Origin of the sequence: Gulosibacter hominis, from assembly GCF_904842695.1 — a bacterium.
In the GTDB taxonomy this organism is placed as follows: Bacteria; Actinomycetota; Actinomycetes; order Actinomycetales; family Microbacteriaceae; genus Gulosibacter; species Gulosibacter hominis.
The window spans coordinates 35,251-48,901 of record NZ_CAJGWQ010000015.1; the positions used below are offsets into that span (position 1 = coordinate 35,251).

Annotated in this window: 8 protein-coding genes; 2 read left to right on the forward strand and 6 right to left on the reverse strand. The window is 62.7% G+C overall.

Features of this window, described 5'->3' with window-relative positions; translation table 11 throughout:
- Window positions 1-142: 142 nt before the first annotated feature.
- Together JMV54_RS09105 and JMV54_RS09110 are read right to left on the reverse strand one after the other, a co-directional pair.
- On the reverse strand, window positions 143-4,273 hold the full coding sequence (locus tag JMV54_RS09105) for an ExeM/NucH family extracellular endonuclease (protein ID WP_201518601.1): 4,131 nt from the start codon (window positions 4,271-4,273) through the stop codon (window positions 143-145).
- Window positions 4,274-4,417: 144 nt separating this feature from the next.
- Window positions 4,418-4,918, reverse strand: a complete 501-nt coding sequence (locus JMV54_RS09110; protein WP_201518602.1) for an amino-acid N-acetyltransferase — start codon at window positions 4,916-4,918, stop codon at window positions 4,418-4,420.
- 90 nt (window positions 4,919-5,008) lie between these two features.
- Between JMV54_RS09110 and JMV54_RS09115 the strand changes: the two genes are divergently transcribed.
- Complete coding sequence (locus JMV54_RS09115; RefSeq protein ID WP_201518603.1) at window positions 5,009-5,941, forward strand: Ppx/GppA phosphatase family protein; 933 nt, start codon at window positions 5,009-5,011, stop codon at window positions 5,939-5,941.
- 83 nt (window positions 5,942-6,024) lie between these two features.
- Here JMV54_RS09115 and JMV54_RS09120 read toward each other — a convergent pair whose 3' ends face one another.
- From JMV54_RS09120 to JMV54_RS09130, 3 genes are all read right to left on the reverse strand, one after another.
- Window positions 6,025-6,993: an alpha/beta hydrolase gene (locus tag JMV54_RS09120; RefSeq protein ID WP_201518604.1), complete on the reverse strand. Its 969-nt coding sequence runs from the start codon at window positions 6,991-6,993 to the stop codon at window positions 6,025-6,027.
- Between the two features lie 188 nt (window positions 6,994-7,181).
- Window positions 7,182-8,666 carry a flavin-containing monooxygenase gene (locus JMV54_RS09125; protein ID WP_230972893.1) on the reverse strand — a complete coding sequence of 495 codons (1,485 nt, stop codon included), beginning with the start codon at window positions 8,664-8,666 and terminating at the stop codon, window positions 7,182-7,184.
- Between the two features lie 74 nt (window positions 8,667-8,740).
- Window positions 8,741-9,865 (reverse strand): alcohol dehydrogenase catalytic domain-containing protein, encoded by a 1,125-nt coding sequence (locus JMV54_RS09130; protein WP_201518605.1) that lies wholly within the window; start codon window positions 9,863-9,865, stop codon window positions 8,741-8,743.
- A gap of 150 nt (window positions 9,866-10,015) precedes the next feature.
- On the opposite strand from JMV54_RS09130, the gene JMV54_RS09135 reads away from it, so the two are divergent.
- On the forward strand, window positions 10,016-11,782 hold the full coding sequence (locus JMV54_RS09135) for a helix-turn-helix domain-containing protein (RefSeq protein WP_201518606.1): 1,767 nt from the start codon (window positions 10,016-10,018) through the stop codon (window positions 11,780-11,782).
- A gap of 518 nt (window positions 11,783-12,300) precedes the next feature.
- Here the strand turns inward: JMV54_RS09135 and JMV54_RS09140 are convergent.
- Window positions 12,301-13,569, reverse strand: coding sequence for an MFS transporter (locus JMV54_RS09140; protein WP_201518607.1), 1,269 nt, complete (start codon window positions 13,567-13,569; stop codon window positions 12,301-12,303).
- Window positions 13,570-13,651 lie beyond the last annotated feature (82 nt).

Below are 13,651 nucleotides of genomic sequence, written 5' to 3' on the forward strand. Positions count from 1 at the left end.
GCAGGGGATGCGGGCGCCACTTCCAACGGATGGTGCCGGTCGGCAGTGCCTGGAAAACCGGCAGCCGCCACCAACCATTTGGTCAGTGGCGGCTGCCGATTTATGGGTGCTGCGCTATCGAGCGCTGCGCACCTGGCGCGGGCTAGGCGTTGCGGCGGCGCAGTGCCACCAGGCTAGCGCCGGCAGCGAGCACCACGAAGGTCGCCACCAGCAGCGGCGTCACGTCGCTGGCACCGGTGTTGGCGAGCTTGTCGGTGACGTCCACCGAGTTCACGCCACCCTTGCCCGACGGGGTCTTGCCGGTGTCGGGCTTGCCGCCGTCGGTCTGGCCAGGCTCAGTTTGGCCCGGCTCAGTGTCGCTGGCCGTTACCGTGAAGGTGATTTCCTGAGTGAATTCGCCATCAGTGACGGTCACCGTGTAGGTGCCGGCCGGGAATTCCTGGTTGTTGGCGATGAGGTTCCCCTCAGCGTCGTACTTTGCCCAGGTGAGCTGCTGCGCGAACGCACCGTCCTCGTTGGTCACCACGTCGGTGAGTTCGGCGCGGTAGCCGTTCGGGCCGGCAACCACGAACGAGAGCTCGGTATTGGCGGGCCAGTTCGCACCCTCAACGTAGAACCCAGCGGTCGAGTCGGGGGCTGAAGCCTCAACCGGGTTGACCTCGAGCTTGGGCTCGAGCACCGTGATGTCGGCAGTGGCGGTCTTGTCTTCCGACTCGATAGCAACTACCTCGTGCTTACCCGACTCGGTTGCGGCCGGCACCTGGAACTCGCCCTTGATCTCACCGTTTTCATCGGCGACGACGTCCGCCACCTTGACCGGGGTCGAGTGCAGTTCGATCTTGACGTCTGCGCCCGGCGTGAAGCCCTCACCCTGGAAGATGACGGTGCCACGCAGCAGGTATTCGCTGGTGTCAGTGGTCAGCTTCACCTCGGCCGGGTCAACGGTCTCAGTCGGTTCCGCAGTCTCGGTCGGCTCCGCCGTTCCAGTCGGCTCAACGGTCGGTTCGACAGTCGGCTCCGGAGTCGGAGTCGGCGTCTCAGTCGGGATCTCGGCGACCACTACGGTGAACGCCACCTGGCCAAATGACTCCGACAGGTCGGCACGGTTCACCGCATATTTGCCGTCGCCCAGCTCAGTGAGGTTCATCGGAGTGACGCTATCGAGCGCGATAACGCCCTGCACCTGGTAACCATCCTTCGCAGTTACCTGCAGCACAATCTGGTCGCCGAGGAACTTACGTTCCGAACCATCGCTGTTTGCGGCGTAATAACGGTCGCTGTTACCCGAACCGAATTTCGCATCCACCGACTCAGTACCGTCGAAGAACGCGAGCTCGGCGAGGTCTTGCGATCCCTGCTGGGAGCCCTCTGGCAGCACCTTCGCAACTGCACTCACCTGCGAGAAGCCGGCAACGAACTTCGCCGGAGCATCCGCGGTGACCTCAACGGTCGCCATCGGGTACTCACCTGGCGAAACCTTCGCGGGCTGGGTCTCACCGGTCTCAGCGTCAATGTAGGTCGCATCCGCCGACTTAATGTCAGTCTGCGGCAAACGCGCGGTGTCAGCCTCGTTGAAGTACTGCGAACGCGGGTTCGCAATCGGGAAGTACACCTCGGCCTTACCGGGAGCAATGCCGGTGAAGTGATAGGTGCCGTCCGTATCGGTGGTCATCCACCACTTGCCGTCTGCATCCTTCACATAGACATAGCCCTTGCCAGTCTCCAGCTCACCTTCGTCAAGCTTGTTGTTCAGCTTGTTGTCACGGAAGAACTGCACGTCCAGCGAACCGGTCTCAGCCTGCTCAAACTGCAGTCCAACGAGCTTCGGGTTGTGGTCGGATGCGCGGAACTGGTCGGATGCGTACAGCTGCGTCACGTTGTAGTTGTTACGGCTGTACTCGAGTGCGATCGGCTCGTAGGCGTTGATCGTCCAGATGTCAGTGCCGGTCACCAGCTTTGCTGCGGCAGGCGAGGCGAACACGTGGTCGAGCGAACCAACCAGGCCACCGAACAGGTATGAGTACTCACCCTCGCTCACCTGCTGCACGTAGCCGGCATTGATGATGGTCTGCACCGGATCTTCCATGGTGTAGGCGTTGAAGTCACCGGCGAGGAACACCAGGTCGGTGCCCTGCTTCTGCTGCTGTGTTTCAGCGAATTCGACCACGGCCTGAGCCTGGCGGGTGCGGTCACCATTCCAGCCACCGACGTTGTTCGCCGGGTTGTCGTCCTTATCGAAGCTGGCGTTGTCGCCCGAGCCTTCGCCACCCTTTGACTTGAGGTGATTCACGATCATCACGAACTTCTGGTCGGCCTTGGCCACCGGCGAGAAGGTTGCTGCCAGCGGTGCGCGGGCGTTCGTGAAGTTGGGGTTGTCGAGAATTTCGGTCGAGCCGTCCACGTAGCTCACCTCGGCGGGCTGGTAGATGAAAGCGGTGCGGATGACGTCATCACCGGTTGCCGGGATGCTCTCGGGCGAGGCGACATATGCCCACTTTTCGGCACCAGCATCCTTGTTCAGCTCGCTGACGAGGTGTGCGAGAGCGGCGTCACGTTCCTTACCGAAGTCGGCCGAGTCTTCGATCTCTTCGAGAGCGATGACCGATGCATCCAGCTTGTTGATTGCGGCGACGATCTTGGCCTGCTGGCGCTCGAAGCTTTCGGCGTTGTAGGCGCCGCGAGCGCGGCAGTAGTTGGTGGTGGTGGGGTTGCCCTGACGGTCGGCGTAGAACTTGCAGCCGTTTTCTTGTTCGCCGAGTGCGGTGAAGTAGTTCAGCACGTTGAACGTACCGACGGTGATGTCGCCACCAACCTCTGCCGGAGCTGCTTCACGAACATCGCTGAAAGTTGCGGGGATCCACTCCGAGTCGGCACCGACAATCTGCTGCTGCGGCTGCAGACGCCAGGCGTCGTGTCCGTAGTCGAGCACGACAGGCTTGGCGAAGGCTGCGGTGGCACCAATGGTGACCGGCTTGTCGAGCGAGAGGTACGGCAGCGGCGAGTTCTGGGCGGTCGCATTCTTGGTGTAATCCCAGGTCGCACCGTCATCGAGCAGCACGCCGTGTGCGGCGTTGTAGTCGGCCTGCGCGTGAGCTTCAGCCGAGTCGGGCACACCAACCTCGGTGGGCTGCACAAGCGGCTTGGTGCCGAAGGCGAGCCCGATTTCACCGTAGCGGTTCAGGCCGTAGTTGTCGGTGACGGTGTAGTCACCCGACAGTTCAAGGAGCATCCCCTCGTAGCGCTCACGCTCGGCGTCGGTGGCCGGCCAGGCATCGAGCTTCACGGGGGTTGCTTCACCGAGCGACTGCTCGAGCTTGCTGACGCTGTTGGCGCTGATCTGGGTCGACCCGAAGTACTCGCTCACCTTACCGGTGACCGAGACCGAGTCGCCGATCTGCACGCTAGCGGCGTGCTTGCTGCCGTAGATGAACACACCGCTCGAGCGGGTGGCGTCAGCTTCGCCAGGGGCCTGGATGAAGAAACCGTTCTTACCGCCGGTCGGGTAGACGGCGGTCACGATGCCCTCAACGGTGACGGTCTGGTCAACCAGCGGCGATTTATCACCCTCACCCTGCACCTCGACGATCGGCGTGACCGTCTGAGCCGGGTCGGTCGGCTTCGGAGTGTCAGTGGGCTGCGGGGTCCCGGTCGGCTCGGGCGTTTCAGTGGGCTCGGTTGCGGCGTTACCCGACTTCTGCGGGGTCGGCTCACCGACTGCGAAGTCGGCCTTGTTGTTGTCGGTGTCTTGGGTGACCGGAGTACGCGCAGCCGAGGTCGCGTTCTTGGTGCCCGCAGCCGGCGCGCCCTCGAAACGCTTTGCACCCGCACCCCAACCAACGAGGTCAACTGCGGTGCCGTTGTGGCTCAGCTCAACAATGCCTTCTTTGCCGCCCATAGCAATCTTGCCCTCGGCGTCGAATTCAAAATCGACGGTGCCGCCGCTGCCCCGAGCCTGTGCGATTAGGTAGTAGTCGCCGGGCGCAACGGTGCCGCTCAGCTGGGTGACGCCGCCCGAGTTGCCCGACTTGGCTGAGAAGTACTCAACCTGCCAGCCCGACAGATCGATGGGCTGATCCGACACGTTGTAGAGCTCAATGAAGTCGCGCTTGTAGGTTGCGCCGCTATTGCCGCCGCCGCCGTAGACTTCGCTGATCACCAGCGAGGTCGAGGGCGCTGCCGCAGCACCGTCCGCGTTTGCCGGCAGCGCCACGAACCCTGCTGCACTGAGCGCAGCAATGGCAGCCGTAGCAGCCAGCTTCTTTCCAAATCGCACCGCAATATTCCCTTCTATGGGCCGTCATGACGCGAAGACACTACTGATCGGCGTTAGCGTCCAGGTGAACGGCAGTGAACCTACAGGTGGCCCACAGGAGTTCGGCACAAAAAATGTGGCCTGCCAGCTCGCAACCCAGTCCAGTTAAAGACTCAAAATCATGCGGGTATTACCGAGCGTATTGGGTTTCACCCACGGCAGATCCAAAAACTCAGCCGTGCCCTCATCCGGCGAGCGCAGCATCTCGCGATAGGTGCCAGTGTCGATGACCCGCTCAGCAACCGGTTCAAATCCGTGCCGAGCAAAAAAATCCGTTTCAAAAGTCAGACAGAACAGACGCGACAGGCCAATTTCGCGCGCTTCCGCAACCAAAAATTCAACCAACCGATACCCGATACCGTAGCCGCGCATCCCCGGCTCAACCGCAATAGTGCGCAGCTCACCCAGGTCGCGCCACAGCACGTGCAGCGCGCCGCAGCCGACCACGCGGCCATCAACCTCGACCACCGCGAAGTCGCGCATCGACTCGTAGAGCACAACGAGGTCTTTTTGCAGCACGATGTTTTCGTCGACGTACGGCTGAATCAGCTCGTACACCGTCGGCACATCGCGCAGCTCCGCCTTGCGCACCAGAATCTCGCTCATTGCCGACAACTCTACGCTGCGACGTCGATGCCGGCACTTGCTGGCGCACCGCGCGCTGTTGCCGCCGCGCCAAAGAGTACGATTGAATCCATGCGCCTCGGAGTACTCGACGTCGGATCTAACACCGTTCACCTCGTAATTGTGGATGCGCATCCGGGGGCAAAACCCGTGCCGATGGCGTCACAAAAGCGCGTGCTGCGGCTCATGCAATACATCGACGACTCGGGCGCGATCAGCGACCACGGCGTCAAACGGATCATGGAAGCCATGGCGCACGCAAAAAAACTCATCGATGACGCCAATCTTGATGAGCTGCTGCCCATGGCAACCAGCGCCATCCGCGAGGCAAAAAACGGCAATAAGGTGCTCAAACGCATCCGCAAAGAGTTTGGCATCGATCTGCAGGTGATGTCGGGCGAGGATGAGGCACGCACCACATTTTTGGCCGTGCGGCGCTGGTTCGGTTGGGCAGCCGGACGGATCATGCTGGTCGATATTGGCGGCGGCTCACTCGAACTCGCCGTGGGCGATGATGAGCTGCCCGAATTGGCAATGTCGCTGCCGCTGGGCGCCGGACGCACCACCAAACAGTTTTTTCACCACGATCCCCCACTTGCCGGTGAGCTGACCGAGCTGCGCCAACACGTGCGCAAACTGCTACCGGATGCGGTACGAAAGTTTGGCGATCTGGCGCCGGCCGACCACTTCGTCGGCTCGTCAAAAACCGTGCGCTCGCTCACCCGCCTGGCCGGTTCGGTAATCGACGGGGTGGGCCCGAATGACCGGATGACGCTGCGCAAGTGGCAGCTCGACGACTGGATTCCGCGGCTCGCTCAGCTTCGAGCCGAATCACGCCCGGCGCTTCCCGGCGTGACCTCCGATCGCGCGTTCCAGATCGTCGGCGGCGGCATTGTGCTGTCTGAGGTGATGTCGGCATTCGGTATCGAACAGCTCGATGTGTCGCCGTGGGCGATGCGTGAGGGTGTGTTGCTCGACTATCTCGACCGGCTGCCCAATAGCTGAGCAAAACCGCCAACGCCTCCGGCGACGGGAAACAACGGTGGCGGCCAGCATCCGCCACCCGCCACCGTTAGTTACCCGAATGACTACGCCTGCTGCAGAATAAACTGCGCGGCACGCTCCAGCATCACTTCACCCGAGGCGATCTTGCCGGCCGAGGTGAACAAGCCGTGGGCGTGGCGAGGCAGGTGCACGAGCTCCACATAGGTGCCGTTCATGGCCAGCTTGTGCGCGTAGTTGAGGTCTTCTTCCCCCAGGGGGTCAAGACCCAGCGAGAGGATGAACGCTGGCGGCTGCGGTGCATCCCCCGCCTTCACGGCCAGCATCGGCGATACCCGCGGGTCGGTGCGGTCGGCATCGCTCGCGAGGAAGTTCTCGCCAAACCAGCGCAGCGAGTTCGCGGTCAGTGGGAAGCCCTCGGCAATGCGCTCATAGGCGGGCGTCTCGTTCTTCATGTCGAGCATCGGGTAGAGCAGCACCTGCGCGGTGACCGTGGTGCCGTCCACCAGCAGGCTCGGTTCGAACGCGAGCACGTTCGCCAGCCCGCCGCCGGCTGAGTCACCAATGGTGGCCACGCGCTGCGGGTTCCACACGCGCTCGGTCGCGTTATCGCGGATCCACTCAACGGTGCGCTTGCAGTCGAGGTGGGCGGCCGGGAAACGGTGCTCGGGGCCGAGGCGGTAGTCAACCGCCACCACAGGCAGGTTGGTGAGTGTTGCCAGGCGACGGCACACCGGGTCGTGAGTTTCACGCGAACCGATCACCCAGCCACCGCCGTGGAAAAACACAATCACCGGGTCGTCGGCGTTGCGTTCGGCACGGTTGTCGTAGACGCGGATGGTGAATCGCTCGTCACCCTCGCCAAGTTCCACATCCTCAACGATCTTCACCTCGTCGCGAGGCAAACCATTGGCCACGCACGATTTTTCGTAGTTTTCACGCGCAACCGCAACCGACTCCGCATCCTGGAACGACTTACCGCCAGCGGCACGGAAAGCCGCGATAGCGTCGCGCTGGTCGGGCGCAACCTGTTCAATATCGATGAGTTCACTCATTGGGATCTCTCCTCATTCTGTTCGGCATCAGGCTGGGGTAAACACCGCCAACCGGATGCGATGACGGCGCGACGTCGTCGGGGCGCCGTCATCAATCTTTCATATGAACGTAACGGCCGCCGGTTCTCGCGCGCTGCGCATGAACCGGCGGCCGTTTTCAATATCCGATCACGTCGGCTATCGAAGCATTAGGCGTTGGCGAGCACCTCGTTGCCCGAACGCATCTCGTAGTCGGCAGGGTTGAAGGTCTCAGCGAGGTCGCGGTACTCCTCAACGGTGCCCGACCAGTTGTTGATGACCTTGCCCTTCGAGTTCTTGTACCAGCTCGAGCACTCGCTCGAGTAGGCCGAACCCTTCATCTCTTCCTGCATGGTGGCGTTGAACTGGTCGATGACGTCCTTACGCACATCGGCCGAGACCTTCTCGATGTCCTTGGTCTTCTCGAGGAAGTCGGCAACGTAGCGCTGCTGAATCTCAAACATGGCGATGTTCGAGTTGTGGTTCAGGTTGGTGTTCGGGCCGTACATGAGGAACATGTTCGGGAAGCCGTCCACGGTGATACCCACGTAAGCCTCAGCGTCGTCTTCACCCCAGCGGTCGGCGAGGGTCACGCCGTTACGGCCGATGATCGACAGGTCGCCCTGGAAGTTCTGCGAGTAGAAGCCGGTGCCGAAGATGATGACGTCGGCCTCGTGCTCAACGCCGTCTTCGGTGACGATGCCCTTCTCGGTGAAGTGGTCGATAGCCTCGGTGACGAGGGTCACGTTGTCACGCAGGAAGGTCGGGTAGTAGGCCGAAGTGCGCAGGATGCGCTTGCAGCCGAACTCGAACTTCGGGGTGAGCTTTTCGCGCAGCTCGGGGTCTTCGATAACCGAGTTGAGGTAGTCGATAGCTTCCTGGGCACCCTCAGCCTGAGCCGATGAGTCGGTGCGGGTGCGCTCGAAACCAGCCTCGCGCACCTCGTGGATGGCGCGACGCGACTCTTCGAACAGCTCGGGGTTTGCTTCGAAGGCGTCGAGCTGCTCTTCGGTGAAGGTGATCTGCTCGCGCGGGAAGATGTAGTTTGCCGAGCGCTGGAACACCTCGAGGTGACCAACTTCCTTGGCGATCTCGGGCACGTACTGCACTGCCGAAGCGGCCGAACCGATCGAGATGACCTTCTTACCCTTGAGGTCAACATCGTGGTTCCACTCGGCCGAGTGGAACATGATGCCCTTGTAGTCCTCCATGCCCTTCCACTTCGGGGTCTTGGGAGCGTTCAGCTGACCCCAGGCCGGTACGAACACGTCAGCGGTGTAGGTTTCACCGTTGCGGAGCTTCAGCTCCCAGTAGGCCTCGTCGTCGTTCCAGCGAGCCTCGGTGATTTCCGAGTTGAACTTGGTGTGGTCGTAGAGGCCGAACTCCTTGGCCATTGCCTTCTGGTAGCCGAGCATCTCTTCACCGGCGGCGTACATCTGCGAAACGCGCAGGTGCGGGAAGTAGCTGTAGCAGTAGACGTGTGCCTGGGTGTCGCAAGCAGCACCCGGGTAGGTGTTGTCACGCCACACGCCACCGATTTCTTCGGCCTTTTCGAAGATGACGAAGTCTTGGATGCCGGCGCGAACGAGTTCTGCGCCCATGCCGAGGCCACCGAAACCGGCACCGAGGATTGCAACGCGGTAGTGCTGGGTCATTCTTATTCCTTTGCTTGGATGCGCCCGGCTACCGGGCGGCGGAGTAAATGGGATGAGGTTTTTGAAGTTGTGATTTAGGCGTTTTCAAACTTGATGATCTGGCGGAGCACGGTGCCTGCCGACAGTGCATCCATACCCTCGTTCATCTCGTCGAGGGCAATCTCGTTCGAGATCAGGCGCTCGAGGGGTAGCTTGCCCTCACGCCAGAGCTGCTCAAACTTGGGAATGTCACGCGAGGGCACGGCCGAGCCGAGGTACGAACCAATAACCGTTTCGGCGCGAGCGGTGAGCTTGAGCGGCTCGATTTCGCTCATGGCGCCCGGTGCCGGCAACCCCACGGTGACGAGGGTGCCGCCGAAGCCGATCATGCCGAACGCGGTTTCAAAAGCGCGCGGGTGGCCGACAGCCTCGATCACCACATCCGCTGTGATGCCCTTTTCGGCAGCCTCAGCCGAGGTGTAGGCTTCGTCAGCACCCCACTCGCGAGCGAGGGTGAGCTTGTCGGGGTTGGCGTCAACGGCGATGACCTTCTTGTTGTCCACCGCGAGCGCGGTGAGCAGTGCGGCCATACCCACACCGCCGAGGCCGACGATGGCGATGGTGTCGTCGGGGCCGAGGTTGGCGGCGTTGAGCACGGCGCCACCACCGGTGAGCACGGCGCAGCCGAGCACGGCGGCAATCGACGGGGGAACGTCTGCACCCACGGGCACAACCGAGCGACGGTCGACAACCGAGTAGGTGGCAAAGCCCGAGCAGCCGAGGTGGTGCTTGACCTCTTCACCGTCGCGGGTGAGGTGCTTGGTGCCGTCGAGCAGCACACCCTCTTCGTTAGTCTTCGAACCTGCCGAGCAGGGCAGCTTGCCGTCGGTGCGGCATTCGCGGCACTCGCCGCAGCGGGGCAGGAAGGTGAGCACCACGCGCTGACCGATTTCGAGGTCGGTTACACCCGAGCCAAGTTCTTCAACCACACCGGCGGCTTCGTGGCCGAGCAGCATCGGGGTGGGGCGGGGACGTGAACCGTTCACAACCGAAAGGTCACTGTGACAGATGCTGGCAGCCTCGATGCGAACGAGCAGTTCGTTCTCGGCGGGGCCGGTGAGTTCGAGCTCGTCGATCGTGATCGGGCGAGATCCTGCGAAGGGTGCGTCGGCGCCGATCTTGTTGAGTACGGCTCCACGGATAGTCCGGGTGTTCGTCACGTCATCTCCATTGATACTCGAGGGGATGCAATCGCGGTGGCGGGATACAGCCAGCAAGTTGCGATTGCTTTTGAATGATCATGTTCGCTAAATGACCTAAAGTAAGTGTTGGTTCATCCATATTTTGTCTTTGTATATGGAGGATTACACATGCCAGACCGCAGGTTGGTTGAAAAATCACCGTCGAACATCCAACGAGAGCGCCGACAGCGGGCACTCATGCGTGCCGTCAGCGACTTCGCGCGCGCCCTCGCGTCGCTCGGCGATTCGGTAGATGTTTTACAGCAGCTCACCGCCCGGCTGCGTTCGCTACTCGACGCCGATATTGCCGCAATGGGGCTGGTAGACGAGGATGCGGGCATCGCGCGACCAATCGCATCCGATGGCATGTTTACCGACGCTCTGCACCGGGTTTCAATACCGCTGGCAACCGGTATCACCGGTCGGACGATCACCACGGGCGACCCGGCCCACACCAGCGACTACCTCGGCGACACGAGTTTTGCGCACGATCCCGCTACCGACGCCGCGGTTACCGATGAGGAGGTGCAGGCGATGCTCGCCATGCCGCTGCGCGCCGAGCAGCGCATCCTTGGCGTGCTGGTTGTCGGCCATCGACACTGGCACCGCTACGAACCCGACGAGGTGCAGGTGGCACAAACACTCGCCGATCTCGCGGCCGTGGCGATCGTGACGCAGGAGCGCACCGTCCGCGAGCGCGCGGCGGCCGAGCAGCTGCGTGAACAGCTTGGCGAAACTGAAGCGCTGCTCGCACAGCAGCGGCGGATCGTGCAGGTGGACGAAGCGTTGATCGAAGCGCTTGCAGCCGGGGGTGGCCTCGCGGCACTGCGCGAGGGTATGTCGCGTGAACTGGGGCGGGATGTGCGACTGGCTGACCTGACCGTGCGGTTCGCGCTCGATGATTCACTCACCGAAATGATCGACAGTGAACGGGCACTGGTGACCCTTTCGGCGCAGCAGGGGGTGCCCGTCACCGGTCGACGCGACGACGGCTCGCGATTCACGGTGATGACCGCCGGGGTGAATTCTGGCGCACCGATCGCATCCGTGCTGATCGAGGGCGAGGTTGAGCCGCAAGAGGCCGAATTGCTGCGCCGTAGCGCGCGGATGCTCGACACGTTTTTGCGCGCCCACCACCGCGAGCTCGGCGACCTCACCCGGCGCCGGCACGACCTCATCCTCGAGCTACTCAGCCCGCCACCGGGTGGGCCGACCCCCACCGCACTGCTGCGCCTGGATGAGTTCGGGGTGCGCGAGGGGGAACCGTTTCGCATCGTGGTTGCGGATGGCTCGACGACCTCGCTCGATGACCTCGAGCATCGCTTTGAGGTTGATTTTGGGAGCACGCTGCTGCGCGCCCGCATCGATGAGCGGTTGGTGGCGATCGCGCCTGAGCGGGCGTTCGCCGCGATCGAGAGCGAGCTGGGGGCGCCGGGTGCGCGGCGGCGCGGGGCGCTGCTGGTGGGGCACTCCCCCACCCTGCACATGCTGAATATCGCTCCGGAAGAGTACGACCTGGTGTTGCGCGTGGTTGAGGCCGCGAGGCGGAGCGGTCACGACCGCATCCTCGTTTCGCTCGAAAGCTATGGCGCGCTGGGGGCATTTCTCACGCGCGTCACCATCGAACCGACCAAGCTGGCGATTGAGCAGATTCTCGGGCCGCTGCTCGATTACGACCGGCAGCACGGGACAGCGCTGGTGAACACTGCGGCGGCCTATCTGGATGCGGCGCATTCGGTGGCGGATACCGCGACGCAGCTGCACGTGCACGAAAACACGGTGCGGCAGCGGCTGGATCGCATCACCAAACTGCTCGGCCCGGGCTGGGCCGGGGGGCGCCGCGGGCTCGACATCCACGTGATGCTCGCTGCCCACCGCCTCGTCGGCAGCAGCTAGCGCCGCCTGCTTGTCTGCCTGCCTGCTGCGCCCTGCTGTGCTCTGCACCGCGCCCCAGCCTGCCTGCACCCCAGCCCGCCTGCACCCCAGCCCGCCTGCATCTGCGCCCTGCAGTGCTGTGCCCTGCACCGCGCCCCAGCCCGCCTGCATCTGCGCCCTGCTGTTTGCTGCTGCGCCCCGCCTGCTGCTTGCATCCCAGCCAGCCTGCATCAAGCTGCTGCCTCAAGCTGCTGCAGATTTTTGTTTCCTGACCTCAGATTTTTGTTTCCTGTTTTTTGATTTTTGACTGCAAAACCGAGGTTTGAAACGTTTCAGTCGGCAAAAACCCCGTTTTTGCAGCCAGGAAACAAAACTCCACAAGGCGCCTGCAGCCAGGAAACAAATCTCGCAGCGGGGATGCAGCCAGGAAACAAAAATCTGCAGGGAAAAATCTGCAGGGATAAGCGGCGCCGGCAGGGGCGGGTGGGGCAGGGATGCAGGGATGCAGGGATGCAGGCCCCGGCAAACAGCGCCCCGAACTAGTCGCCGGGGATTTCGATGGCGCCGGTGTCGACCGGCTCGTCAGGCGGTTTTGGCACGAAACACGGGATGTAGCGAGCAAACAAGAACGCTCCGAACAGACCGATCCCACCGAACAGCATCGCCGTCGCAACCAGCCCCGCGAACGCTGAAAAACCCGAGACCAAGAACGGCACCGTCGCACCGGATGCATCCGTGATAGTGCGCCATGCCCCCAAGAACGGCGCCGGGTTATCGGGGTCCGCAAGGTCGGCACCAAGCGTCATCACAATGCCCGAACCGATTCCGTTCGACAGCGCGAGCCAGCAGGTCACCGCCATGAACCACCACTGCGGGTTCGCGAACCACGTCGAAGCCCCAAGCACCACAAATCCGATGCCGAGCCCGACGAGCGCCGGAACCCCGCTCGCGGCGCGGCCAAACTTATCCATAATCCAGCCGCTGGTGAAAAACAGCGCGAAATCGATGGCGCCGCCGATCCCCATGACCACCGAAATCGCCTCTGGCTCGAGCCCAACCGCGTGCCCCCACAGCGGCAGCACCACCTGGCGCGCCGACCGCAGCATGGTGAGTGCGCCGGCACCGATACCAAGCGTCAGCAACACATCCCGTCGCCGCACGATTGTCGGCCAGAGCCGGTCGTGCGATGCCACGCTCACCTGTTTACGCGCAGCCGGCCGACCAGCGGTTTTTTCAACATCCGGCAGCGCGAGCAACGTCACCACTACCAGCGCCGAACAAACAATGAACGCCCAGAAATTTGCCTGTGGCGACTGGGTTTGACTGATCATCCACGCCGAAACAAACGGCCCCACAAATGCGCCCGAGCGGAACACTCCCCCGAGTGACGACATCGCTCGCGCCCGCACCCGTAGCGGCACATACGACGTCAGGAATGACTGCCGGGCCAGCGCAAACACCGCCGTCATCAATCCCTGCAGCAACACCCCGACCAGCAGCATCCAGGGCGTCGTGGCATTCACTGAAATGAGCGCGCCCGCGATAGTGCCGAGCGCCGCCAGCGTCATCGAAAGCCGCTCTCCCAGCCGTGCCACAAGGGATGCAGCGGGCAGGTTACCGATGGCCTGGCCGATTAACAGCGATCCGGCTATGAATCCGGCGAAGGCAACATCGGCGCCGAGGGATGCTGCGATAGATGGGATGACCGGAACGATCGCGCCCTGCCCGATCGAGTAGATCAGGGTTGGCAAGAACGCCACGGTCAGCACGCGCCACAGGGCTGGTTCGTTGGCGCGGGGTTGAGTCATGGGAGCCAGGTTAGCGCTGACCAGGTCACAGCGGGCTGCTGCATCCGGTCTCTCACTCCCCGCTCCCGCTCCCCCGCTCCCC

Coding starts and splice junctions, on each gene's coding strand:
- JMV54_RS09125 (WP_230972893.1), bottom strand. CDS start 8,666: ATGACCCAGCACTACCGCGTTGCAATCCTCGGTGCCGGTTTCGGTGGC.
- JMV54_RS09135 (WP_201518606.1), top strand. CDS start 10,016: ATGCCAGACCGCAGGTTGGTTGAAAAATCACCGTCGAACATCCAACGA.
- JMV54_RS09115 (WP_201518603.1), top strand. CDS start 5,009: ATGCGCCTCGGAGTACTCGACGTCGGATCTAACACCGTTCACCTCGTA.
- JMV54_RS09120 (WP_201518604.1), bottom strand. CDS start 6,993: ATGAGTGAACTCATCGATATTGAACAGGTTGCGCCCGACCAGCGCGAC.
- JMV54_RS09140 (WP_201518607.1), bottom strand. CDS start 13,569: ATGACTCAACCCCGCGCCAACGAACCAGCCCTGTGGCGCGTGCTGACC.
- JMV54_RS09110 (WP_201518602.1), bottom strand. CDS start 4,918: ATGAGCGAGATTCTGGTGCGCAAGGCGGAGCTGCGCGATGTGCCGACG.